We start from the raw sequence: 26332 nt of genomic DNA on the forward strand, positions 1-26332 counted from the left end.
GACGCTAACTGGAGTTATTGTATAATTCAGACTACTGCTGCAAGGCTGCTTTATTTCTGATCCGCTGGTTTTTGGTGTTCTTGATGTACCCTGCTGCCCCGTTCTTGCGGCTGCGCAGACTCTCCATCATCAGATTCTGGGCCAGGACAATATATCCGTCCAGCCGCTGGCTGAGTTCCAGAACCGCATGATCACTCAGACTCCGCTCCTGAGCCACTTCCAGCAATTCACTTCTTAAGTTTTCTATAGTAAGAAACAGCTCATCTTCTCTATAATCCCTGCTCTGGTTATCGGGAGAATTCTGGTAAAGGTTCACGGTTACTCACCTTCTCTCTATCAACTTCTCCCTTATCATAATTCATGATGCCAAAAAACATATTTTGAAAAAAAAGAAAAAAATGTCGTTTACAGTTCCCCGAGCACTTTCATCGCGAAGGCGATCCACTCCCGCGCCGCGAAGGACAGATAACGGTCTCTGCGCCAGATCATCCCCAGATGCCAGGGAATCACAGGCTCGGTCAGGGGGATGACAGCGATCCGTGAACGGTCCATATCCCGGCATATGGTCTCCGGCAGCAGCGCAATGCCCATTCCGGCAGCTACCATCCGGCTGATCAGATCCCACTGAGAGCTCTCATAGACCACCTTGGGCTGGAAGCCTACTTTGACACATTCCGATATAATCCGGTCATGCAGGGCGAAGTCCTCCCGGAACAGCACGAATTCCTCTTCTGCCAGCTCTTTCAGCGGCACATTCTGCGCCCCGTCCAGACGGTGTCCTGCGGGAACCAGCAATTGCAGCTTCTCCTCCACAAAGGTGAAGCAGTGAAACTTGGCTCTGTTGACAGGCAGGACAATCGCCCCGATATCAAGCAGGCCGGACTCCACATCATCCTCTACCTTTTTGGCGCCGTCTTCATGCAGCCTTATCGTCACTTCCGGGTAACGTCGGTGAAATTCCCCGATGACAGCAGGGAAGAAACTGGCTCCTACCATAGGAGGCAGCCCAATGCGGATATGCCCCTGCTTCAAATTGCGCAGACTGTCCAGCTCTGAGGAGAGGCTCGTGAAGGATTCCACAATATTCTGCGCCTTAACCAGCAGAAGCTCGCCGGCATCGGTCAGACGGATGCTTTTGCCCTCCCGGTAAAATAGATCCGCCCCCAGTTCAATCTCCAGATTGCGGATCATCTTGCTGATCGTGGGCTGGGTAATGTACAGCGATTCCGCCGCCCTGGAGAAGCTGTTCAGCCTGGCCGCCTGCACGAAATACTCCAGCTGTCTGATGTCCATAACGATAACCTCCATGTATAGATGAAAGGAATGTGAGATATTCAATCTATTCATTGTACCTATGAAAGAAAAGGTTGTAAACTTTCAGTAAGACGAAAGGAAGTAATCGCTATGAAAAAGATCGCCTTAGGCTTACTGCAGGTTGCCGGACTTACCGTCTTCTCCCTGCTGGTGAATACGTTAACCTCATTTCTGCATATTCCGCTTCCCGGAAGCATTATCGGGATGATTCTCTTATTTCTGCTGCTGGAGTCCGGTGTGATCCGGCTGAACTGGGTAGAGGTTGGCGCCTCGTGGCTGCTTGCCGAGCTGCTGCTCTTCTTCATCCCTTCCGCTATAGGTGTTATGAAATACTCGAAGCTGCTCGAGGCAGACGGTCTGCAGGTGCTGGCGGTTGTACTCGTGGGTACGTTTGCTGTAATGGCCGGCTCCGGGGTACTCACAGGTGCTATTTATAGAATAAAGGAGCGTAGAAGCTCATGATAACCGGATTATTATTTCTTGGACTCACCATCGCTGTCTACCTCCTGGCCAAACGCATCTATGCCTCCAGCGGCAAAATGTACACTTCACCGCTGATTATTACACCGCTGCTGATCATCGCCTTCCTGCTGATGACGGGCAGCTCCTATGAATCTTACAATGCGGGAGGCAAATGGCTATCGGACCTGCTTCAGCCGGCGACTATCGCCTTTGCGATCCCACTCCATAAAAACTTCAGGGTACTCAAAAAGCACGCCGCCGAAATTGCGGCAGGCGTGCTGTCAGGAACGGTTATTGCCGTGATCTCATCCATGCTGCTGGCCAAATGGCTGCATCTTAGCGGTGATCTGGCAACCAGTCTGGTGCCTCGCTCGGTGACCACACCGATCGCCATGAGCATCTCGCAAAGCATCGGCGGCGTTCCCAGCATTACAGCGGTCTTCGTCATTCTGACCGGTGTACTGGGAACGATGATGGGACCGTCCGTGCTCCGCCTTTTCCGCATTGACAATGAAATTGCGCGCGGGGTATCGCTGGGAACCGCAGCGCATGGTACAGGCACGTCCAAAGCCTTCGAGCTGAGTTCGCTGACCGGCACCATCTCCAGTATCGCGATGATTCTGACGGCGCTGTTCTCTATCGGGCTTGCGCCGGCACTAATCGCGGTTTTCATCCACTAGGCCGTCCCGGCTTGGGCCATAGACCGGCTGCACACGGCGAAAGCCATGCTGCCGGTCTTTTTTCTACATAGTAACCGTACAAGCCTACAGCTTCACCGGCACTCCGCTCTGTGCGGAATCATAAGCTGCGCAGGTCACCTTCAAGGTCTTATATCCGTCCTCATAATCGCTGAGAATGCGGGAACGGTCTCCGGTCCGCACAGCATGCAGGAATGCTTCGCTCTCCACCGCATAGGGGTTACCAGTGTTCTTGAATTCCTTGCTGTCCCCGCTGCGGACTTCCAGCAGACGTTCCGGGTTCCAGTCGAGCATTCCGTTATCATTATAGAAGCTGATGCCCGCTTTACCCACTTCCCCTGGCAGCACACAGGTGTTGGAGATGCTGGCAATGATGCCGCTCTCCAGCTTCAGGGACACTGTACCCACATCGGACACAGTCACCCCTTCATGCTTCTCGTGCATAATCCGGTTGCCGAACATCCCATAGACTTCGGTTACCTCACCAGCCAGGTAACGCAGCAGGTCGACGATATGCGTAGTCTGCTCCGTGAATTGTCCGCCGGACTGCTCCTGGTTGCGCCACCAGGCCACGCCCGGCATCCCGCCCATCCATTCTCCGACGATCATCCCTACCTTGTCCGAACTTAGCGATTGCTTCAGCCGCTGGATGTTCTCCTGATACCGGAAATGATAGCCGACGGAAGTCAGCAGCTGATGCTCCTTAATATCCTGCAGCAGGCTGGCCGGAATGGCCGTGCTTGAGCCCAGCGGCTTCTCGACAAAGAAAGGGATATCTCTTCGGATCAGCGACCGTTCAATCGCCCCGTGTGACTGTGGAGGCACGCAGATATAGACGGCATCCAGCTTGTGCGCATCCAGCATCTCGATGATATCCCCATAGCCCTCGGCTCCGTAAGGACGGGCCATGTCCTCACCCTTTGACTTGCTGCTGCCGCAGACTGCCTTCAGTGATACATCCTCCATCCCTGCCAGCAAATCCGCATGTACCTTGGAGAACCACCCTGTTCCGACTATTCCGATATTTAGCGTCATGTCCTTACCTCCTGTTGTCTGATGAATGCCTTTTCATTCGATTATACCTGCTTATGCCATGACAAAGTAGTCCCGCCACTCCTCGGGGAGCAGCTGCCGGTAAGAATTCTGGAGAAAGCGGTCATCCGCCAGCACAATAATTCCACTGTCGTTCTCGCTGCGGATCAGCCGGCCCCCTGCCTGCTGCACCTTGCACATGCCCGGGTAGACATAGGCGTAATCGAACCCGTTCTTCCCCTGTGCCTGAAAGTAGCTCCGCAGCAGATTGCGCTCCAGCCCCACCTGCGGCAGGCCGACCCCAACCACCATTACACCATTCAGCCGGTCGCCCGGCAAATCCACCCCTTCGGAGAAAATGCCGCCCAGCACGGCAAAGCCGAGCAGGGTATCCGGATTGTCCGGGCGGAACGCCGCGAGGAAGTTCTCCCGCTCGGTCTCGCTCATCCCGCTGCCCTGCAGCAGGGTAGCGACTTCCGGGTATTTCTCAGTGAACACTTCATATACATTCTTCAAATAGAGATAAGAGGGGAAGAAGACCAGGTAATTGCCTTTCCTGGAGACCATCCCTTTCAGTGCATCGCTAAGCGGCTGTAAGGAGGCGTCCCGGTCATGGTAGCGGGTGGATACCGGAAGCACAGATACCTGCCACTGCTCTTTATGAAAAGGCGAGGACAGGCTCAGGCTGTAGTCCTCCTCATCTGCGCCGATCATATCCCTGTAATACGAGAGCGGCGAGAGTGTCGCCGAGAACAGGATCTGGCTGCGGAAGCTCTTAGCCATCTGCTGCAGCAAATGCGACGGATCGAGATTGAACAGCTTCAGGTACACATCACCGCTGCGCACTTCCGCGTAGGTAATGTAGCGCTCATCATAGGTCTTGAACGTACGAAGCATTCCCTGTACCGCATAGAACGTATCCAGCAGGCTGCCGGCTTCCCCCTCCTCCGCCGGCGGAGTAATCAGCGGGGAAGCATGCAGCAGCTCCAGTTCGGCTTCGGAAGCGAAAAGTTCGAGCAGCTCCGGCAGCTCTGCGGGATACTCCTTCCATTCTCCAGCCCCTTTGTCCCCGCAGCTTTTACGCAGCGCAATGAAGAAGGCATTTACGGCTTTCGCGGTGCTGCTTAGCCGCGGATTCACCGTTTTGTATTGCCGCTGAAGTCCCAGGAACGGCGCCTTGGTAAGCGAGGCGGAGTACATCTCCCGCCCCCGGTCCACCAGATTATGCGCTTCATCCACGAGCAGCACCGTTTTTTTCTTCCGCTCCTCGGACATCCGCTTCAGGCTGATCCGGGGGTCATAGATATAATTATAATCGCAGATGACAATGTCGCAGGCGTAGGCGGCATCCAGGGAGAATTCGAACGGGCAGACCTCATGCTTTCGGGCATAAGCGGCAATGGTCTCGCGCGTCATCAGCGTTTCGTGCTCCAGCATATCGAGCATGGCGGCATTGATCCGGTCATAGTAGCCTTCTGCAAAAGGACAGGAATCCGCACCGCAGCTTCCTTCCTCACGGAAACATGCCTTCTCCTTGGCCGTAAGCGTAATCACATGCAGATGCAGCCCCCGGCTGTTCAGCATCATCACCGCCTCCTGTGCCGCAATCCGTGTAACCGTCTTGGCGGTCAGATAGAAGATGCCGGACACCTTGTCCTCACCAAGTGCCTTGACCGCCGGGAACAGGGTGGACATCGTTTTGCCGATGCCTGTGGGGGCCTGCGCGAAGAGATTGGCCCCCTCTGCAATCGAAGTGTAGACTGCAGCAGCGAAATGGCGCTGGCCGGGCCGGTAACCCGAGAAAGGAAACGACAAGCTATGGATGCTCTCTCCCCTCTTCGCCTGGTAGCGGACCATCATTTCAGCATACGGCGCATACTTGGCTACCGTCTCTTCAGCAAAGGCTGTCAGCTCTTCGCGGGTCATTTCCCTGTATAGGCTGTACTGCTCCTCACTTCCCCGCTGCACGTAGGTTAACTTAACCTGTATTGCCGGGAGATCCAGATCCTGCGTGAGGATATAGGCATACATGAAAGCCTGTGCCCAGTGTACCTCCCGTCCTTCCAAGGCGGAATCCGGCGTTCCGGCGATAGATTTGATCTCCTCCACAGTCAGGCTGCCGTCCCCGGCTGCAAGCAGGCCGTCGCAGCGCCCGTCGATGATGAACAGCAGATCCCCATGCGGAATCTCCGTTTTTAAATACACCTCTTTGCGGTCCGCTTCCTTATATTGCTTCTGAATCAGCTGATGGCTGCGCGTACCCTCCACCATAGCCGCACCGCTGCGGAATCCCGGCTCCAGACTGCCGCTGCTGAAGGCATACTCCACAAGTGCTCTCACGGATAAAGCGATTTCTGCATAGCTCATCATGTATCACCTCCATTAATTCCCGGTTTATTCTTTTGGCTCAGACGTCATTTTCGTCCTTTATCAAGGATATAAGCCTGCCTGAGGGCGTTACCGGCCCTTGGATTCATTCAGGATTGATTTTACGCTTTCCCCAAAGGGCATACGGCGGTTTCTGATTTTTGACATTCCTTGCCTGGCGCTGCATAATAGGCTTTATTGATAATGGTATTCTTTTGTCCTCATGCTGCTGTTTCCTCCCAGCCGGGAAACATGTTTATTCTTAAGAAAGAAGGCGAAGCTGTGTCATCCGTAACGATCAAACGATGGTTGCTCAAGCCATTTGTGTTCTTCTCAATTATTTTCGTCCTTAAAAGCCTTTTAGCCTGGGGTGTCATTTTTGAAGACATGCAGTTCTGGAAATCGGTACTGACTGAAATCCCTTTTGTCTGGGCACTTTTCTTCCTGATTGAGCGTTTTGCCTCCAAACGGAAACTCGGATATTACATGACGGTTAATCTGCTGGTCACCGCCATCTTTTTTGCCGCTATTATGTACTTCAAATATTACGGGGTTATTGTCACTTACCATGCGGCAGAGCAGGTGAACCAGGTCACTGCGGTGCGCAACAGCGTATTCTCACTCATGGACCCTTATTATCTGCTGATCTTCACCGACATTATCGTCCTTGGCTTCTACTTCTTCATTAACAAGAACGGGCGCAACTACAAGAAGGATAAAATTAACCGCCACAACGGAAGAATGCTGCATGTCGTCCTGTTCGCAGTTTCACTCGGACTCTGCCTGTTCAATATTCTTCCCAACAAAGCAAGCATGAATGAAATTAAGAAGGCCCAGGAAATGGGTATCCTTAATTATGAAGCATATACTATCTTTGCTCAAGATAAACCAGAGCTTGTAAATGCCAGCGAGATTACACAGGATACCATTAATCAGCTCAAAGGCATCGATCCTTCTGCGGTATCCCCGTATGCCGGGGCTGCCAAGGGCAAGAATCTGATTATTATTCAGCTGGAATCCTTCCAGAACTTCCTGCTCGGTCTGAAGGTGGACGGCCAGGAAATCACACCTAACCTGAACCGCCTGATGGAGGACAGCCTGTATTTCAACAACTTCTATCAGATGGTCGGTCAGGGCAACACTTCAGACGCAGAATTCGTAGTTAATTCGTCCTTCTACATTCCACCGCAAGGCGCAGCTACAATGTCTTATGTGGATAAGGAAGTGCCAAGTCTGCCGCGTCTGCTGCAAGCCAGCGGGTACCAGTCAGCCACCTTCCATACCAATGATGTGGAATTCTGGAACCGCGGCGAGCTGTACAGCTCACTGGGCTGGGATCATTATTACGATCACAAATTCTTCGGGGACGAAGATACCTTCTTCTTCGGCGCTTCCGATGAAGTGCTCTACCGCAAAACTTCAGAGAAGCTGAAAGAAATGAGCGATGAGGGACAGCCGTTCTACGCACAGGTGATCTCAATGTCTGCCCACCATCCGTTCACCATCCCTGCAGAAAAGTATAAAATGAAGCTGCCTGAACGTTATGAAGGTACTTTCGTCGGAGATTATATCCGGTCGCAGAACTATGCCGACTATGCCTTCGGACAATTCGTGGATGAACTGAAGGCGGACGGAATATGGGATAACAGCCTGATTATGGTCTACGGAGACCATATGGGACTGCCTATCTACTCGCTTGATCACGACGACAAGGAATTAATGAAGGAAATCTACGGTTATGATTATGCCTATGCGAATATGCTGAATATTCCGCTGCTCGTTCACGGCAAGGGATTGGCGCCGCAGACACTTGAGCAGGTGGGCGGAGAAGTGGATATTATGCCTACTGCTGCCAGCCTGCTGGGCGTATCGATGGATAACAATATTCATTTCGGCCAGGATTTGCTCAGCCAGTCTTACAATCTGCTGCCTCAGCGGTATTACCTGCCTACCGGTTCGTTTATCGCCAGCTCCGGCCTGCTGATTCCCGGCAACAGCTTTGAGGATAATACACAATATCCGCTTGCTAACGGCGGTCATACTCCGGCCGGCACCGAGGATGAATATACCCGTGCCTTACGGCTGCGCCAGTTGTCGGACAGCTATGTTACACAGCTGCCGGACAAAGAACCGGATAAAGAATAGTTCTGAGCCTATCGTAGAACATACAGAAATAAGCCAGCCTCCCGAAACTTTGGGGGCTGGCTTATTTTATATACTTCATGGCAGCTATCACTGTTCAAGGATTATCGTTCCTGCTTCTCAAGCAGCAAATAATAGTGTGCGAAATTCTCGAGCTCTTCTGGCTCAAGTATGGATAAGTGCTCCTCCAGCAGCAGCATCGACCGGTGTTGCGCTTCTTCCAGAACTCCTTGCCCCTTACCCGTTATCGTCACGATTACCGCCCGGCGGTCGTTCTCATCGGGAACGCGCGCAATCAGCTCCAGCAGCTCCAGACGGTCCAGCATTACCGTGACCGCACTGGATTTCACCTCCATTTTATCGGCCAGATGAATAACCCGTGCCTGTTTCTCCTGAGCAATCATATGCAACAGTCCGAACTGCGGAACCGTTAATCCTATTTCCTTATGCAGAGACATCTGCGACATTATTTTGCGCTGCACCTTCCACATGGATATGCCCACACGTTCGATCAACGGATTGATATCTTGCGTCATCCCTTCAGCTCCCAGTCCGTTTGTCTTATTCCAAGCGTACCATTATCTTGGCTATAGATTCAATGTTTTTCGTTTACACAAATCATCATTCTCCGACACAAAAATACTTTATTCTGGCTAATGCCTTGGCAGCAGCGATGCGCTATAATCGTAGCAGTGATAAGAACTCACTTAATATACTTAGAGTCAGGGCTGGTGATCATTTTTATGAAATTGGCAACAAAATTAACTTGGATGATGCTGATTGTACTGCTTCTGGTCGGATCATCCATTGGCTTCTTCGGTTATAATGCTGCTTACAAGCAAATCGATGAAGCCGCAGGAATTGAACTGGTAGGCTGTGCCAATATAACTACCGGCCTTATTGATCCCGCCGATATAGCTGCTCTTGCTGCAGGCGATACGAGCAAGTTAAGTGCCATTGAAGACCGCATAGGCTGGATTAATGAACATAAACCTATTTTTAAAGAAGCGTTCATCCTCTCGCTCGACGGCAAAGTGCTAGCTGCTGATGCCCGGTTCAAAGAACGAGGTTATAAAGCAGGAGACCCCTTCTATTTCTCCGATGAAGATAAAGAAATGATTACAACCATGAAGCATTCCGCATACTCCAAAGTATATACATATCAAGGAACCTCGCTTAAAACCGGCTACGGCCCCATTTATCAGGACCATGACCCTACCAAACCAATCATTGCTTTGATGGCTATTAACTTTGATGGACCGCTGATTCAGACACGGACTATGCAAATTATTACTCAGCCTTTCATTATCGGGGGCTCGATTCTGATTGTGGCCATAATTGCCGCATATCTGATGATTCGCCGTATGGTGAACCCGCTCACCAAACTGTCCGCTTCCGTAAATACCGTAGCCAAAGGTGATCTTAGCCGGGAACCCCTACTCTTCAAGAGCAGAGATGAGATCGGGAAGCTGTCGAGCGATTTCAATGACATGACCCTGAATCTGCGCAATCTGATTACACAGGTTAATGATACCTCGATGCTGGTCGCCTCCTCCTCCCAGGAGCTCTCCGCCAGTGCGCAGGAGACCAACCGCGCCGGGGAACACAGCGTCAATGTTACCCTCGAATTGGCAGACGGTGCACATACGCAATTGCAGAACCTCGAAGGCAGCTACAAAGCCGTACAGGAAATGTCGCATTTCATTACCGAAATTGCCGACAATGCGGATAGCGCGATGAACAATGCCGCCATTAACGCCCAGAAAGCCCGGACAGGCCGGGAGTCTATGGATTTGACTACATCCCAGATGGGGATTGTGAGCGGAAGCATCTCCGATCTTTCCGGCATTATTCAAACGCTTGGCAGCCATTCCAAGGAGATCGAGAATATTGTCGGTACGATTGCCAGTATTGCCGAAGAAACGAATCTGTTATCCCTGAATGCAGCTATTGAAGCGGCGCGTGCCGGGGAAGAGGGCCGGGGATTCGCTGTTGTGGCAGGCTCTGTCCGCAAGCTGGCTGAACGTTCGGCGAGGTCTGCCGGCCAGATCGGTGAACTGGTCAGTCTGATTGTGAATCAGATGGACAAAGCCGGAGATACCATGAAACGTTCCACGGAAGAGATGCATCAAGGCAAAGAGATGATCATCGCTGCCGGACATTCCTTCTCAGAGATCGAGACCTCCGTCTCCGATATGTCTTCGCAGAGCCAGCAAATCTCGGCAACCGTCCGTGAGCTGGCGCTGATCTCCGATGGCCTTGTAACTGCAATTCAGAAGATTGTAGCCGTCTCTAACCAGACAGCTGAAGGTGCAGAGACCTTATCGGCCTCTTCCCAGGAACAGCTTGCCGCCATGGAGGAAGTAGAATCTTCCGCAGCCTTCCTCTCCTCCCTCGCCGAGAAGCTGCAGGTATTGGTCGAGAACTTTAAAATAGCCTCATAAAGCGGGGCCTGGCTTCGAGGATTACGCAGGTACTATCCGGTGACCCACGGCATATAAATTCTCCTCTTTCAAAAAAAGGCTGTCCCGAACGTGGAATGATCCACGGCCGGGACAGCCTTTTATTTCGAATGAATCTGCATGCATTATGCCGTATTCTCTATGAACCATTGGCCCAGTTCATTGACCGGCATGGGCCGGCCGTAGTAGAAGCCCTGCATCACTCTGCAGCCCAGGGATTGCAGCAGTTCAATCTGCTCTGTAGTCTCTACGCCTTCGGCAACAACCTCCATATTGAGATTGCTGGCTATGGCAATGATATTACTGATAATTGCTTTCTTGGAGTGCATCTTGCTCTTACGGATGAATACCTGATCAATCTTCAGTGTATTGACCGGAATCTCATCCAGATTGCCCAGGGAAGAGAAGCCTGTCCCGAAATCATCCAGCGAGACTCTTACTCCGAGATTCCGCAGCTTGGAGAGCTGGGCAACCGTTTCTTCCATGTTGTTCATCGCAATGGACTCTGTAATCTCAAGCTCAAGGAAATGCGGCTCCAGGCCAGCACGCGACAGCGCTTCTTCCACCACATCGTACAGACTGCCGTTCTCAAACATCCGGGCCGACATGTTGATCGAAACTGCTACATTCGCCACCTTCGCCTTATGCCAGAGCATATTCTGTCCGCATACATCATGCAGCATCCAGTAGGTAATCGGCACAATCAGACCTGTCTCCTCGGCAATCGGAATGAATTCAGCCGGAGAGATGATTCCGTGCTCCGGATGTCTCCAGCGCAGCAGCGCTTCAAGACCTACGGTAACATTCATGAGTGAATCCCACTTGGGCTGATAGACAACCATGAACTCCGAGCGGGCCAGCGCCTTGCGCAGATCCTTCTCCAGCGACATCCGCCGTACCTGATGGCGGTTCATTTCCAGATCGAACACACTGAACTTGTTCTTGCCCGAGTCCTTGGAGGTATACAGCGCTGTATCTGCAGCCTTCATTAGCGCCGAACGGTCCGTTCCATGGGCGGGAGTCATGCTGATCCCTACACTGGCCGTTACATACAGCTCATTGCCTTCGATGCTATAAGACTTCTTAAGCTCCTGCAGAATATGCTGCGCTTCTTCCTCCGCTGCTCCAATCGTACAATCGGGCAGGGCAATCAGGAATTCATCGCCGCCCAGCCGGAAGACCTTGCCCTTCCCGCCCACACAGCGAGTCAGCCGTTCGGATACTTCCCGCAGCAGCAGGTCGCCGATATCATGTCCGAGCGTATCATTAATGGATTTGAAGCGGTCCAGGTCGACGAAGAACACGGCTCCCGAGATACCTCCGAAGAAATCATCCTTGAAATAACGCTCCAGTCCATGCCGGTTCGGTAGTTCAGTAAGCGGATCATGGTAAGCCATACGCTCCAGCACATGCCTGTCCAGAAAAACAGCTCCGCCGGAGAGTGCCAGCATAAACAGGGTAACCAGCGAAATGCCGGTCAGCAGAATGACATCTGCCTCCATGAGTACAGGTTTCGTGCCCAGCCAGTTGTCATACTGCAGATGGCTTGTTGTCAGACTGGTATAATGCATTCCGGTAACCGCAAGGGCGATGAACAGCGCCGAATACAGCCTCCAGCGGCTATAGCCTCTATAATCCTTGAATTTGCGAAACATAAATACTCCGATGTAGGAGGCCAGCAGAGCAATCAGAACGGACAAGGCCTGGTCCTTAATTTCGTAATGAACCTTTGCCTCCATCTCTATGGAGGACATTCCGATATAATGCATGAGTGAGATGCCGCCGCCCAGTATGACACCCCCAATAAGAAACCGCCACATTCTCTGGCGGGAAGCCGTCGCTATCTGGAGTGCCGCATAACAGGACAACATACTGACGAGCAGGGACAGAACGGCTGTACCCGGATGGTAGCTGACCTTGAAAGGGAGATGGCTGGCCATAATGCCTACAAAATGCATGGCCCAAATTCCGCTTCCCAGCACGCAGGCACCAGAGAGCAGCCAGAGACGCCTGACCCGGCCAGTGGAATGGGAAACCTGCGAAATCAGATTAAGCGCAGAGTATGCCGCTGTTGCAGCAAGCGCAAAAGATAGTAAAACAATCCAAATATTATAGTGGATTCCCATTTGATCCATAGTTGACCTCTTCACCGGTTTTATTATCATCGTCATTTGCAGTGTTAATCTCAAGTTAAAAATCAATATACGAATAGTAGATGAATGGAAGAGTGCATAGAGATTATAGGCGATCCCTGAAATATAACTTTAGCTGTATTTTACCTTGTATTTGGCAGACTGTCTAAGTAAATACTGGAACTTAGACCCTTTTTTTAGTGTCGGCAAAAAATGTCCATATTTGGCGTCAGCCCCCCGCGCGGAGGGTTGGAAGCCGGCTGCTGCCCGAATCCTCCGGCAGGAAGGCCCGGTGCCATATCCAGGCATTTGCAGCTGCCAGAATTACCAGATAGATGTATATTCCCGCGGGAATTAAGGTGAACACATAATGTATCCCGGCCAGTCCCGCCAGAACAAACAGCTGCACAAAAGCACTGCCGGTGAATTCCTTCCGCCGCGCTGCCTCATATTTCTCCGAGAACGGCAGCGCCCTGGGGAACAGAAGAAAGCACAGCACCGAATACAGCAGCAACGCAAGCAATACGGCGGCCATATCAGCAATAATCCAGGACCCGAACAAGCCGATGAATACGGCGGCCTCCAGAGTAAACAAAGGCACCAGCAGCTTAAGCACCACTGCCTTCAGCATCCCGCGGTATACCATAGCCGTTCCCGGCAAGGGGATTACTTTATAGATCCATGCGCCTTTGTAGCTGGTGGAGTAGCGGAGCATCTGTACCGCCGTCATCATCAGGAGAGCACTGTAATAGATAAACAGAAACGATCTGGAGCCTCTGATGGCTGCCAGGTCCCCGCTCCACACCTGATTGAAGATAAAGATAAAGGGCAGCACGAGGGACAAGCCTACAGTTGGATATACCCTAAGCTTGAATTCGCGCTCATGCTTCATCATCGACCAGGTGAAACGGAAGAACATCGCCTCTACCTTGTTGCGGCATGTTATCTCTGACAGCCTGCGGGATATCCGCCCGGTGCCCTGTCCTGAAGCGCCTTGTTCAGCCAGCTTCTGGAGACTGCGTTCAAACAGCGGCATCAGCCGGATATAGGTTGCAAACAACACGACAGGAGCTGCGAGAGCGAGTACGGCCAGGATAGTTAGATGCCTGCCTTCCGCTCCCCCAACCAGCAGCTCAAACGGAGCCCCGAACCAGACGGGAGGCAGCGCGAAGTGCCACCAGGCAGGAGTGAAATTCAGGCCGAACTCTGTGATATTGAACAGGCGCGATACGAGCTGAGCACCGACAGTTACGCCAACTGACAGAATAATCTGCACATAATTGATGATGTCCTTAAGCTTTTCACCGTCAAAAAACCTTAAAATCAGCAGATAGACCAGCGCAGTAAACACCAGAATGAAGCCGTCCATCAGGATGATCTCCGCAGCATACAGGAAGAAGAACAGCGCTCCGTGCCGGAATAACGAGAACAGAAGCGAGGGGCCGGTGAAGGTCAGGGTCAACGTGAGCAGATAGATCAGAATATGTATGCTTTTGGCCATGTTTAGCGTCCGGCGGTCCACCGGCTTGGAGAAGAGAATGTTTTTGTCCCGCAAATCCAGCATGACTGTCGAGAAATCCGATATCAGCGTCGTTGTGATCATGAACATCACTATGCTGAACATCAGGCTCATGGTCAGAATATAATTGTCTGCAGGTGCAACCAGCGCGATCAGCATCAGCCCGAGCAGCAGATACAGCCACTGTACCCGGAACGGAGAGCCTTCCATATTCAGCTTGGGTTCCTGCGTTCCCGAGAATATCGTTGGTGTCCGCCGGCCGTCCATCGTGAGCTTAACCTGAAGAATGCGGCGCAGTACGGCATAATCGGCTCCGAGCGCCTTAAATATCCATTGCATCCGGTCCAGCAGCTTCAATACAAAGAAATCACGCATGCGGCGCACCCTCTCCAATCACAGCAACGAACTCACTGGCGATATCCCTGTACTTGTCAAATCCGGTCAGCTGATTGAAAATCTCCTCAAGCGAGCCCTCCCGGCTCTGCTCCCGCAGCTGTGCGAAGGTTCCGTCCGCAACGATATCGCCCCCGTCCAGCAGAATAATCCGGCTGCTGATCTTCTCCACCACGTCCATAATATGCGAGGAATAAAAGATTGTTTTGCCCCTGGCCGCAAGTGTTGCAAAAATCTCCTTCACCACCATTACACTGTTGGCATCCAGACCGCTGAGCGGCTCGTCCAGGAACAGAATATCCGGGTCATGCAGCATGCTGGCAATCAGCAGCACCTTCTGCTTCATCCCTTTGGAGTAGGAGGCAATCCGCATATCGTAGGCCTTATTCAGGTTCAGCAGTCCCATCAGCTTCTCCGCCTTGAGCTCAGCATCCGCCTTCTTCATGCCATACAGCTCTCCGATAAACGTAAGATATTCCCGGGCTGACAGGCTGTCATACAGCTCTGCCACCTCCGGCACATAGCCGATTCTTCTTTTGTAGGCCGTGTCCCCGTCTGAGATATCTCTGCCAAAAATACGCACCGACCCGCTATAGCCCTCCACGAGCCCCAGCATGATCTTGACCGTGGTACTTTTGCCGGCGCCATTGGGTCCGATGTACCCGATAATCTGTCCCCGGTATACCTCCAGGTCAATTCCCCGCAGCACCATTCTGTCACTGTAATTCATCCATAGTCCTTCAATTGAAATGACCGGTTCTTCTGTATTACCCACTACCCTCTCTCCCTTCGGCATGCACATCCATCATCTTCATATTACGTTTTAGCTGTTATCCCTATTTTAGCAAATTTTAACACCAGTTACCTATGAGTTATCGCAACAAGTGCAGTGTAGGGGTAAACGTCAAATAACCCCACAAAGTGGGGCTTAAGCTTCGATGATGATACAGATACTTTGCAGAGAAAACATATCAATTCTTATATTTTCTCTAAGAGCAGCCCTCTGGCCGCCCTTAGAGAAAATGTTATCCTATCATTTACCGGGCAAGCAGGTTGTAGATCACCTGTGCCGCCTCAGCCCGTGTGGAGAATTCCAAAGGATGAATTCTGCCGTTGTCACCTTCTACTACACCGCGCTGCACCAGAGCCTGCAGAGCTTCTTGTGCGTAGCCGGCAACCTGCGGCGCATCGCTGTAGGTGGAGAGCGCCAGATCTGTCGTGGAGTCCGGCAGCTGACCCAGAACATTCAGCGCACGGTACAGCAGGGTAAACAGCTCCTGCCGTGTAATCTGGTTATCCGGCTTGAACTGGTTATCCCCGGAGCCCGTAGCAATTCCCAGACTCTTGGCAGCAGCCAGATAGCCGGAATAATAGGCTGTTCCTGCATCTGTAAAGTTTGCTCCGTTGCTGTCCGGTGCTATTCCGTAGGCCTTGAGCAGCAGGACAATGAATTGTCCTCTGGTTACTAAGGCGTTCGGACTGTAGCTGCTATTGTCCGTGCCGGAAGTGATGCCTCTGGCTGCCAGGAAGCTTACAGCATTGTTGTACCAGGCAGTATCAGCAATGTCAGCAAATGCAACCTTATTGTAGGCAATGATATATTGCGAGAAATGAGTGGTCACAAATTCGACTGCTGCGGTAGCTGCCTTGTACTTGCCCTGAACAACATCCAGGCCGCCTTCCTTGTTGATGTTATATACGATAATAGAATGTGCCTGTTCACCCGCCAGCGGTGTATAAGGAAGACTGATGTGCACCTTCCCGCCGCCGAAGACAGACACCTCGCTATCTCCTGCCCGTACAGTCAGATCATATACCGGTCTGTCTCCAAGTACTGATTTGCCTTCCTCAGTTAAAGACACCTTGGCAATTCTAATGAGTATTGCCCCGCTATCCGCAGCAGCACTGATGCCGGCTACAGCAGTAGAATCGAACGTAATCTGCCCGACGTTCAGAATATTAATCTTAAGACTGGCATTCGTGGCAGAGGCTGCTTCATTAAATGCACTTCGTGGAATGCTGAGCTCCGCTGTCTTGGTATTGGCATCTGCGGCAACGCTGATTTCCAGGACAGCCTTCTTGCCTGCGGCTTCTGCAGCCTTGGCACTGTTCACAAGGCCTGCAGCGGCTTCGGCAGAAATAGAAGCTGTTGTTACGCCTGTAGCTGTATCCGTTGTAGCAGTGGCGGCCGCCACTACAGTTACGGTATCCCCGGATGTCGTAGCAGATGGGGATGGGGCCGGACTGGCGCTAGCTACCGGCACAACCGGAGCTGCGCCGCCATTGCCCCCTCCTCCACTATTCGAACCGGTTGCCGGTGCATATGCCGGTACGACAACACTGGTATCCGGGCTTGCCTTGTAGCCGAGCTTAGCCGCTGCTCTGACATTATAGGTTCCGGCGGACAAGCCCGTAATTTCCTTGTCCGGGGCCGGTGTGTACGCAGAGGCCGTGGACAACTTATATTCAAGCGCTGTGGTGGTGCCCGTAATGGCTCCGTTCTTATTCTCGGATGAGGTTGGGGCAACACCTTTAAGGCCGGTTGGGGCTGCCTGTTCCTGAATATTGCCCGGAACCACCACTTTTGCTACCGGACTGGCTGTGTAGCCTTCTTTTGCCGGATATCTCAGATCGTACACTCCCGGGATTAAGCCCGTGGTTTCTCCCTCTCCCGCATAGACATAGGCAGTAACCGTGGACAGCTTGATCTGTAATTGACCGGTAGTGCCTGTGATCTTCCCGTCCTTGTTCTCCCAGGTTGTCGGCTTCACTCCCGTAAGTCCGGCAGGTGCCGCCTGTCTCTCCGTGAAGGCAGGAATTGTAATATTCGCCTCAGGGCTTGCCGGAATCTCTTCCTGGGCAATATATCTTACCTGATAGCTACCAGGTGTAAGATGGATAGGAGGTATATCCTTGGCATACGTATATTCCGTTACCGTTGTCAGCTTGTACTCCAGCAATTGCAGCTCCTCAGTACTCAGCGCCCCTCTTGCACCGCTGATCTGCCCATCCGTATTCGCTGCGGAGGTCGGCGGGAGTCCCTTCAACCCTGCCGGGGCTGCCTGCTCTCCGGGCAGCGGTACAACAACCTCTACTGCTTCTCCCGCAGCATAAGGTATAACAGTGGTTCCTGCAGGTTTAATGATAGGTCCCTGCGAACCCGTAGTCGCTTTATACCGTACCAGGTAAGTCCCCGGAACCAGGCCAGAAATGGTATCACCTGCGGCCGGCTGATATTCATAGACCGAATCCTGTACAGTCTTGTACTTGTATTCCAGCTGGTCATTGGCTCCTCTGATGGTGCCGTCTGCACTTCCATACAGCCCTGCAGGCACAGCCTCTAATCTGGAATACAGCGTGTTTAAAGCCTGGATTGCATTAGTATATCTGGCACCATCGGAATATCCGCTGCTTACATACTCCGGCTGGATATTCGTCCAGGAGTACATCAGCTCCACATGCCCAAGAATAGGGGCGCTTTCTCCGGCAGCATCCTTGTTATCTTTGTTGTAAGTAAAGAGATACGGCACCTGAAGTCTGTCGCCGGTGACCGTTTCGTTCAGATCATTCACATAGCTGATCACAGAGGGCTTAGCTGCCTGATTGTTCTCTGTCTTGATATTGGTAAGGTAGGTATTAACCAGATCAACATACAGATTGGCATACGGATGATTGCTCGTTCTGATCTGCAGCTCATTGTTATTATGAGGGTTGGCCCGCCCGCTTGTTCCGGTGTTATTGCCGGACTCCGCTACCGTCAGACCCGCATCAAGCTTCGTATCAAAGAAATAGATCTTGCTTATGTTATGGGCTATCGCCTGTTCATTAATATATTTGATGATGGCCTGGGTATTCGGGCACCATGAGCCCCCGAACAGCAGTGCATAGTTCCCGTCACTGGCCAAAATCTGCTGCAGCTGATGATAGGTTACATGCTCCAGCACAAGGTCCTTATCCTCCGGAGTAAAAATAATATTCCCGTTGTTCTCTCCGGCATAGTTGCGGTTGAACGCTGTTTTAATATACTCGGACTCATTAATCACACTATAGGCGGAGGCTGCTTCAAACACCTGACGCACAGAGGCCTTATAATCATTGACCTTGGCTGAGTCAAGCTGGCCGTCTGTCAGGAATTGCTCCCAGGACTTTCCGTCCTTCAGGTAAGAAACAACAGGCGCGCTGTTGCCCTGCGCATCCTTATGATCCTTGTTGTACAAGAACAGGAATGGGGAATCAATCTTGTTGGCAGTAACCGTCTCGCCGGCCGCATTCACATAACTGACATTGTGCTGCGGGTCTGCCTTGTCATACAGCGAAAGATTCTTCAAATACTTATTGACCAGATCCACATATTTATAGGCATACGGATTATTGCTGTCTGCAATATCAAGAGTGGCCCCGTCCAGCCTGGTATCAAAATTATAGATCACCGGCACATTAATGCCTGTTTCCTTGGCAACCTCATTAATAAATCCGATATCCGCCTGTGTGTTCCCGCTCCAAGTACCGCCAACCAGTACGGCATAGGTACCCTCACTCTCAAACAGATTGGCGATATCTTCATATGTAGCCGTCTTATATACATGGTTACGGTCATTCAGCTTTGGATAATTCTCATAAAAATAATTATATGTGCTGACTGCTCCAGCGCCGCCCGCTGGCAGGATTGGCTCTGCAGCCGCCTTGCCGGGGATACCCGGCAAGACAAGGAGAGCAGACGCCAGCAGCGGTGCGAGGATTTTATTAAGTTTTTGCTGTGTTTTCATTAGTTGCACCTCAACTTTATCTTTTTTCTGTACTTTGCAATACCAGCCTGCCCGTCAGTTAGTAAGACGCGAAAATCTTAAGGGCAAACTTCCTCTACAGCAGCCGGGGCAGGGGCAGGAGCAGGATTGCTCACAGCAGGCGCCGGGGCTGAGGTATCAGCAGCTTGAGATGCGGAATTGCCGGAGGCTTGCGATGAGGATGTGCTGGCAGCCGGGGCTGAGGCCGGGGCGCTTGCACTCGCTTTGACCACCTCGGTTGTAGAGAACGTCACCTTCTTCGGAGCGGGCTGTTCGGTGGCCTGTGCCGGCGCTGGAGCGGCCGGAGCCGGGGCGGCCGTTTTAACTGGTGCGGCAGATGGTTGCACAGTCTCAGTCTTCGGCGCGGATGCCGTCTGCGGAGCGGCAGTTGCCTGCGGAGCGGCAGTTGCTTTGGGAGCCGCAGCCGTTTGGGCTTGGGCAGCTACAGCAGCGGCTGCCGTCTTGGCTGTAGCCTGCGGCTGTGTCTCTTTAGCCGCAGGAGCAGCAGTCGCCTTGGCTTCGGCTTGGACAACCTCTGCCGTCCCGGCGGATGCTGCCGAAGCCGTCTTGCCGGCCTCAGGTGCGGAATTCACTGAAGCCGGTGCGGCAGAGGCTGCTGCAGGGGCTGCAACAATCGGCGCGGCTGCCGTCTCAGCCGTGTCTGTTGTTGCAGCAGCTGCCGCTTCAGGCTTAACAGGCTCTGCTGCAGGGGCTGCAGCAGTATCAGCTGGCGCCGGGGTTTCCACAACATTTGTGATTGTGCCTGCAGCAGCTGCCACTTCCACAACTAGGGGTTTTGCGGCTGCTTCAGCCTTGTTGTTCTGCTTGGCTGATACTGCCGCATATGTCAGTACTGAGAACACTACGGCTGCAGTAATTACGGATATAGTAAGCTTTTTCATAGAGGTAACCCTTCCTTTCACTTCGCCCTAGGCAGTTTTTGGGGAACTCAATTACTCATCACAAAAAGACTCAACAAGACACACTGCTCGCGTGCTCATTGAATCTCTGGCGGTCCAGTCGATTCTCCTTACGAATTGCTCTCTTACAGCAGCAGTATCCTATCCCCCCCTTTTAGAATCAAAAAAGAGACTCAACAAAACGCATGGTTATGCGCTTTTGTTGAATCTCTGGCAGTCCAGTCGATTCCTGAATGACTTGCGGATAAGTTCCATATTATTCATACTGACATCCCTTGTCAATTAAAATTTTATTTATCCTATTTGTTTTGTCGGATTAAATAAAATTAACATATTTATACATTGACAATCATAAAATTTGTCTATACATTTGATCTCATTATTCACATCAAAAAACTAGGCTTAGGGGGTCTATAACGGGAATGAACAACATCGACAACAATCTATTATCAGCCATTGAGACAAACTGGTATGGCTTCGTGGTTTCTATTTTTGTGTTTGGCATCCTGTATTTCCTGGCACGCAAACGGGTCGGCTTCGGCACCCGGGTCCTGGTCGGGCTCGGAATCGGGCTGCTGGCCGGAATCTTTTTTCAATATTTCGAATTCGAAACCAATGCCATTACTACCTTCGGCAGTATTTATGTCAGTCTGATCCGCATGCTCGTTGTGCCGCTCGTATTCATTCTGGTGCTCAATAGCATATCCTCACTAACAAATCTTGAATACCTGCGCAAGATCGGAATCAAGACCTTCGCCTGGTTCCTCGGAACAACCGGGATTGCTTCGGTCATCGGATTATCCGTAGCCCTGCTGTTCAATCCCGGAAAGGGCATCCAGCAGGCTGTGCCGGAGGGCTTCACCGCCCGTGAAATCCCCACATTCTCACAGGTTATTCTTGATCTCGTCCCATCCAATCCCGTTAATGAAGCAGCTACCGGCAAGGTTGTGCCACTGCTTATTTTCGCCATCTTCCTGGCGGTGGCCATTATCAAAATCGGCTCCAAAAAACCGGAGGCCGTTAAGCCTGTACGCGATCTTATCGAATCCCTGACCCTGGTGCTGCACCAGGTAGTCAAATTTGTAATCCGGTTAACGCCTTACGGCGTGTTCGCGCTGATTGCCGGAATTACGGCACGATATGGATGGGAGACCCTTCAGGAGCTGGGCAGTGTCATTGTAACCTCTTATGTCGCATTGATTCTGCACTTTGTGCTGGTCTTTGGCGGACTCGTGCTGCTCGTGGTCAAAGTAAATCCTATCCGCTTCTTCCGCAAGGTCTACCCGACGCTAACCGTTGCATTCACCACCAGAAGCAGCTATGCTACACTTCCGGTGAATCTTGAGGTTATTACGAAACGTCTGCATGTCTCACCGCGGATTGCCAGCTTCGTTGCTCCGCTCGGCGCCTCTGTCAACTTCAACGGATGCGGGGGCGTATGGCCTGCTATTGTGGCTGTGTTTACGGCTCAGGTCTATGGAATTCAGCTTACCGGAACCGACTATGTCACACTGGTGCTGGTCAGTATCATCTCCTCCATCGGGGTAGCAGGAGTACCCGGACCGGCTGTAATCTCAACAACCGTCGTATTAACGGCACTCGGCCTGCCGCTGGAGGGGATAGCCATTGTTGCAGGAGTAGAAGCGCTTATCGATATGGGACGTACCGCTGTCAATGCTACCGGAACTGCCGTTACTGCCCTGCTGGTCGCCAACTCTGAAGGTGAATTCGACCGCGAAGCCTTCAACCGGGGCGATAACGAGGATGAAATTCTTCTTAACACAATATAAGTACTCAAGCAGATATAGGATAGCGTCAGATTTAAACTAGTGAAAAAACACTTGTGTGCAGTGACCCGATTACGATATATGCGGTAATATGCGGTATGCTTAATTGTACTTTGTACAACTAAATCGTCTGATTTACAACCGATTATCGGTTTAGTTGTACTTCGTACAATTAAACTGCCGTGTGAACCTTTATTCTCACCATTCGGGCAGATTTAGTTGTACAGACTACAGTTATTAGATGCACGCCTGCCTTTTCGCTGTTTTTAATTGCACATTATACAACTATCACTGAGTCTCCACTTGGAACTGAATACATACATGGCTGCCTTGTTGAATGAATTCACTTCCTTAGTGCTGATGTTGCACTAGAGCATAAAGACATACAGAAACGGATACCGCCCATGGGATGGTATCCGTTTCTCCTTGAAAGAATATTTATTCACGAAGGGAGCTTACTATCTCCTGTGACGGCTACACCAGGCTGATTCTTTCCCGTTTCCGGGCAGATTCCAGGCAGCTCTCAATCAGCTTCATATTAAGCACCGGGTCCTCTTCGGCGATCCAGGGCTTGCCGCTGAATACCGCAGTGGCGAAATGATCCGCCTGCTGCACGTAAGGATTGGCTCCGAAGGCTTCCACCTGCCGGGGCTCTCCGCTGCTGCTATACACGAAGAACTGTGCATCGTCGAACCTGGCGTTGAACGGCATCGGGATTTCGATCCGGCCTTCTGTGCCAAGCACCTCCAGCAGCTGGCGGTTATACGCCCACATGCCGCAATCGAAGATCAGGCTCCGCCCGCCGGAGAACTCAACCAGGCCGGAGGCCATCATGTCTACGTTATCATGCTCCGGTGAGAAGAGCGCCTGCACAGTTACGGCTTCCGGCTCTGCACCGAACAGCAGCCGCGCCGCTGTGAGCGGGTAGCAGCCGACATCATAGAGCGAGCCGCCTCCCCAGGCAGACTTGAAGCGGATATTGGAAGTATCCGTTGCATCGTTATAGGTAAACGTGCCGCGGATGGAGCGCAGCTCCCCGATCTCGCCGCCCGCTATGATCTCCTGAAGCTCAGTGATCCGCGGATGATGGCGGTACATATAAGCCTCCGCCAAGTGAACTCCCGCCTTCCGGCAAGCCTCCACCATCCCGGCTGCCTCGCGGCTGTCCAGGGCAATCGGCTTCTCGCACAGGACATGCTTGCCTGCCTCTGCCGCGCGGATCACCCATTCATAGTGCAGATGATTCGGAAGCGGAATATAGACCGCATCGACATCCGGATCGGCCAGCAGTTCTTCATAGCTGCCATAAGCCTTCCCAATACCGAACTCGGCCGCAGCAGCGCTGCTCTTCTCAAGCCCCCGGCTGGCAATCGCCGTAATCACTCCGGTCTCTGACTGCTGGATGGCCGGCATTACCGATCCTGTGGCGATCTGCGCGCAGCCCATAATTCCCCAACGAAGCTTCTGTGTCATAGTCATACACCTTCCTTATATGAATTCTTCCGCGTATACTCTATAAACACAATATCATAGAATCGGGTATATCTCTAAGCAGGCCATATGGAGACCCATATAACAGCTATACCCAGCACTATGATTCTTGCCGCGCTCATGAGCATGAAATTCTTGACGGACAGAATGAAGGTCGTACCTTTATGCTGCTCCTGCTGGAACCGCGCGATATTGCGGCGCAGCGGAATCAGTGTCAGCAAGAGCAGAAGCACCAGTACCGGATGAATGCCAAGCAGGACCAGCACGATCAGATCAACAAATGAAACATAGTAGAGCAGCTTGAACAGCAGCAGCGCATTTTTGCGTCCGATATACACAGGCAGCGTATACCTGCGGTTATCCATATCATCCTCAATATCGCAGATGTTGTTAGCCAGCATGATGCCGGCAATCCCGAGGATGGCCGGTACTGAGAACCAGAACAAATACAGCACCTCAATGAAATTAATGTGCAGACTGATCCAGTTACCCTGAAGCAGGAGGGTCACCACCGCCTGATCTGAGTGAATGTAGGCCGAGATGAAGATAATGACGAAACCCATGAACAGGCCGGAGAACAGCTCCCCCAGCGGCATCCGCGAGATCGGAATCGGCCCGAAGGAATACAGGATGCCGATCAGGAAGGACAATCCGCCGAGCAGAAATACAATCAGTCCCGTCTGGGAGACCAGAGCGATCCCGCCGCCCGCCGCAAGTACAAGAAGAATGACGATCGTCGCCACCACCGTGCTTTCCTTCAGCTTGTAATGGACGACGGGATTATGGGTTTCATACCCGTAGCCGTGGGTTTTTGCCGCTTTTTTGTAATCATAATAGTTATTGATCGCCGTTGTTGCCATATCGAAGCTGAGGAGCGATACAAACATCAGCGCGAAGCGCAGGATATAGAAGTCCTCGAACCGGTATAACGCATAGAGTGTCCCCAGCAGCAGCGGCAGCATACTGGCTACCTTCGTTGGCAGCTCGACAAACTTGAAGAAGGTTTTTATATTCACGGCCATTCATCCTTATCTGTTAGATGCGCACTGTTACTTTGCAGAGGTTGTAACCGTCACCGGTGACCATTCTGCGATTACCGTCTGCCCGTGTGCGGATACGCTGCCCTCCGGCGTCAGATCCTTCTCGGTCATAATGCCCAAAGCGATAGTGAAGCTGTTGAATTTAACCGGCACATTCTGCTCACGGCGCACCTCTTGACCGTTCACAAAGAATACAGCCTCGTTTTTGCCCCGGTGGTAAGTGATTTTGTAAGTATTGAATTCACGCGCCTTGAAGCCGGTATCCTCTGTGAAGATGCAGAAGTATTTGGTTCCCCCGGTCTCGGGTACTGTTACACCCGGAAACGGCAGAATTCCATACACACTGGCATATTTATCGTTACCGGCAAAGAAATCGAGCGCAGCACCTGTTGTGAAATCAAGTAAATTCAGCGAAACATAGCCGTCATACAGATCGCCCGGCGCTGTCCCCTGCGTACGGGCACGGATCTGCAGCTCGAAGCTGATCTCCCCCTCTTCAGGCACTTCTACCGGCTGGGCCGAATAATACATATGCTTGGCATTATCAAGAATCTGCACATGGTCGTTCTGGCGGCTCAGCTGAGCCCGCACATACAGATATCCATTACGTACAATCACTACGGCTTCCGGTTCACGGTAAGCCCAGAACGAGCCGTCAGGCAGCGTGAAGCCGCCGGTTCTCCAGACCTTACCCTCAGTCAGAATGGTATGGAAATCTCCGATTACGGTTTGTTTGACCTCCGCCGGTTGCACTTCTTCACTAATTGGTTTGTTCTTGTCCATGGGTTCTCCCGCTTTCTGTAATGTAGTAAATTCCGGTTTCAGACCAGTCCCTGAATGAGCAGTGCCACCGCCATGATCATCCCGCAGCGCACAGAGGCCCGCTGTGAGGCGCCCATGAGCGGCAGATAAGCGGCGGATGCATTCTGCGGCTGCAGGTTGCGGTAGACATGCACCGGTGCAATGGCCGTCAGCAAGGCGAGCAGCGCATACACCGGCAGTACATCAAGCAGTACACAAACAATAAGGGATGCATATGAGATATAGAGCAGTACATGAGAGAAAATCAATGCTCTGCGTTCGCCCCATACTACAACAAGCGTACGCTTGCCGGCCTGCTGGTCAGCTCTCCAGTGCAGGAAGTGGTGGTTGAACAGCAGTAGCGTTGTCAGAAGCCCGATCGGCAGAGACAGCAGGACAGGCTTCAGGCTGAATTCCCCGGTCTGAACGAAATAGGCGCCCAGAACAGGCATTAATCCGAACGCAAGGAAGATCGCAAGCTCACTGTAGCCCTTGCCGCGGTAGCCGAAGCGCAGCGGCGGGGCGACATAGAAATAAGCGATCAGCGCACCGCCGGCGACAAACCATAGTATCTCCCAGCCGCTGTACAGGCTAAGCAGTAAGCCGCAGGCGACCGCAACGGCCAGCAGGCCCCAGGTCAGAAGCGCAAACAGCGACTCGCGCATCATTCCTCCGGACAGGAAACCGGAATTCGTAGAGATGGCCTCAGGTGTATTATGCGCCTCCGTGTCGGTTCCGTTGCGGAAGTCCCATAAATCATTCACCATATTGGAGAATAGGTGCGCCGCAGCTGCTCCGACAAAGGTTATAACAAACAAAAACGGATGGAATACTCCCTGCCATACATATGCCCCGACCGTTCCCAGGACAACCGGTATGAGCATAACGGGAATAACTCCAAACCGTGAGGCTTTCTTAAAAATCGTCCATTTTTCCATCATGCCAAGGATTATCTCCTTCAATTATTATTTGATAATAATTATCATTA

19 protein-coding genes are annotated in these 26332 nt (G+C 52.0%); 5 read left to right on the forward strand and 14 right to left on the reverse strand.

The features are described from left to right. Positions 1 to 31: 31 nt before the first annotated feature. Complete coding sequence (locus tag P40081_RS39945; protein ID WP_042140300.1) at positions 32 to 316, reverse strand: aspartyl-phosphate phosphatase Spo0E family protein; 285 nt, start codon at positions 314 to 316, stop codon at positions 32 to 34. Positions 317 to 405: 89 nt separating this feature from the next. After that, entirely contained in the window at positions 406 to 1293 is an 888-nt protein-coding gene (cidR, locus tag P40081_RS34070; protein ID WP_042140301.1) for a cidABC operon transcriptional activator CidR, read from the reverse strand. 111 nt (positions 1294 to 1404) lie between these two features. On the opposite strand from cidR, the gene P40081_RS34075 reads away from it, so the two are divergent. Next, the gene (locus P40081_RS34075) at positions 1405 to 1776 is read left to right on the forward strand and encodes a CidA/LrgA family protein (protein WP_039305543.1); all 372 of its coding nucleotides are present in this window, start codon (positions 1405 to 1407) and stop codon (positions 1774 to 1776) included. Next, on the forward strand, positions 1773 to 2456 hold the full coding sequence (locus tag P40081_RS34080) for a CidB/LrgB family autolysis modulator (RefSeq protein WP_081970329.1): 684 nt from the start codon (positions 1773 to 1775) through the stop codon (positions 2454 to 2456). Before P40081_RS34075 ends, P40081_RS34080 begins: the two co-directional genes overlap by 4 nt. An 84-nt stretch (positions 2457 to 2540) precedes the next feature. Here P40081_RS34080 and P40081_RS34085 read toward each other — a convergent pair whose 3' ends face one another. Both P40081_RS34085 and P40081_RS34090 read right to left on the reverse strand, forming a co-directional pair. After that, positions 2541 to 3509 carry a Gfo/Idh/MocA family protein gene (locus P40081_RS34085; protein ID WP_042140302.1) on the reverse strand — a complete coding sequence of 323 codons (969 nt, stop codon included), beginning with the start codon at positions 3507 to 3509 and terminating at the stop codon, positions 2541 to 2543. A gap of 51 nt (positions 3510 to 3560) precedes the next feature. Beyond that, on the reverse strand, positions 3561 to 5873 hold the full coding sequence (locus P40081_RS34090; protein ID WP_042140303.1) for an ATP-dependent DNA helicase: 2313 nt from the start codon (positions 5871 to 5873) through the stop codon (positions 3561 to 3563). A 252-nt stretch (positions 5874 to 6125) separates the two neighbouring features. Between P40081_RS34090 and P40081_RS34095 the strand changes: the two genes are divergently transcribed. Continuing rightward, entirely contained in the window at positions 6126 to 8018 is a 1893-nt protein-coding gene (locus tag P40081_RS34095) for an LTA synthase family protein (RefSeq protein ID WP_042140304.1), read from the forward strand. Positions 8019 to 8119: 101 nt separating this feature from the next. On the opposite strand, the gene P40081_RS34100 is transcribed toward P40081_RS34095, so the two are convergent. Continuing rightward, complete coding sequence (locus P40081_RS34100; protein ID WP_042140305.1) at positions 8120 to 8551, reverse strand: MarR family winged helix-turn-helix transcriptional regulator; 432 nt, start codon at positions 8549 to 8551, stop codon at positions 8120 to 8122. Positions 8552 to 8758: 207 nt separating this feature from the next. Between P40081_RS34100 and P40081_RS34105 the strand changes: the two genes are divergently transcribed. Continuing rightward, entirely contained in the window at positions 8759 to 10459 is a 1701-nt protein-coding gene (locus tag P40081_RS34105; protein WP_042140306.1) for a methyl-accepting chemotaxis protein, read from the forward strand. Between the two features lie 143 nt (positions 10460 to 10602). Here P40081_RS34105 and P40081_RS34110 read toward each other — a convergent pair whose 3' ends face one another. The 5 genes from P40081_RS34110 to P40081_RS34130 form a co-directional block, all read right to left on the reverse strand. Then, positions 10603 to 12612: a putative bifunctional diguanylate cyclase/phosphodiesterase gene (locus P40081_RS34110; RefSeq protein ID WP_039305555.1), complete on the reverse strand. Its 2010-nt coding sequence runs from the start codon at positions 12610 to 12612 to the stop codon at positions 10603 to 10605. A gap of 226 nt (positions 12613 to 12838) precedes the next feature. Then, on the reverse strand, positions 12839 to 14503 hold the full coding sequence (locus P40081_RS34115) for a hypothetical protein (RefSeq protein WP_042140307.1): 1665 nt from the start codon (positions 14501 to 14503) through the stop codon (positions 12839 to 12841). Further along, a complete protein-coding gene (locus P40081_RS34120) occupies positions 14496 to 15251 on the reverse strand; it encodes an ABC transporter ATP-binding protein (RefSeq protein WP_231575454.1) in 756 nt (251 codons plus the stop codon). Before P40081_RS34120 ends, P40081_RS34115 begins: the two co-directional genes overlap by 8 nt. Positions 15252 to 15558: 307 nt before the next feature. Beyond that, positions 15559 to 19287, reverse strand: a complete 3729-nt coding sequence (locus P40081_RS34125; protein ID WP_042140309.1) for an S-layer homology domain-containing protein — start codon at positions 19285 to 19287, stop codon at positions 15559 to 15561. A gap of 77 nt (positions 19288 to 19364) precedes the next feature. After that, complete coding sequence (locus P40081_RS34130; protein WP_052422145.1) at positions 19365 to 20207, reverse strand: hypothetical protein; 843 nt, start codon at positions 20205 to 20207, stop codon at positions 19365 to 19367. Positions 20208 to 20647: 440 nt separating this feature from the next. Here P40081_RS34130 and P40081_RS34135 point away from each other — a divergent pair, with 440 nt between their 5' ends. Then, positions 20648 to 22015, forward strand: a complete 1368-nt coding sequence (locus tag P40081_RS34135) for a dicarboxylate/amino acid:cation symporter (RefSeq protein ID WP_171720733.1) — start codon at positions 20648 to 20650, stop codon at positions 22013 to 22015. 471 nt (positions 22016 to 22486) lie between these two features. Here the strand turns inward: P40081_RS34135 and P40081_RS34140 are convergent, their stop codons facing one another. The 4 genes from P40081_RS34140 to P40081_RS34155 form a co-directional block, all read right to left on the reverse strand. Further along, the gene (locus P40081_RS34140) at positions 22487 to 23485 is read right to left on the reverse strand and encodes a Gfo/Idh/MocA family protein (protein ID WP_042140310.1); all 999 of its coding nucleotides are present in this window, start codon (positions 23483 to 23485) and stop codon (positions 22487 to 22489) included. Between the two features lie 74 nt (positions 23486 to 23559). After that, the gene (locus P40081_RS34145) at positions 23560 to 24519 is read right to left on the reverse strand and encodes a 1,4-dihydroxy-2-naphthoate polyprenyltransferase (RefSeq protein WP_042140311.1); all 960 of its coding nucleotides are present in this window, start codon (positions 24517 to 24519) and stop codon (positions 23560 to 23562) included. A 33-nt stretch (positions 24520 to 24552) separates the two neighbouring features. Then, complete coding sequence (locus tag P40081_RS34150) at positions 24553 to 25326, reverse strand: DUF6081 family protein (RefSeq protein WP_042140312.1); 774 nt, start codon at positions 25324 to 25326, stop codon at positions 24553 to 24555. 38 nt (positions 25327 to 25364) lie between these two features. Continuing rightward, positions 25365 to 26285, reverse strand: coding sequence for a prenyltransferase (locus tag P40081_RS34155; RefSeq protein ID WP_231575246.1), 921 nt, complete (start codon positions 26283 to 26285; stop codon positions 25365 to 25367). Positions 26286 to 26332: the final 47 nt, after the last annotated feature.

The organism is Paenibacillus sp. FSL P4-0081, assembly GCF_000758565.1.
Taxonomy (GTDB): Bacteria; Bacillota; Bacilli; order Paenibacillales; family Paenibacillaceae; genus Paenibacillus_AQ; species Paenibacillus_AQ phytohabitans.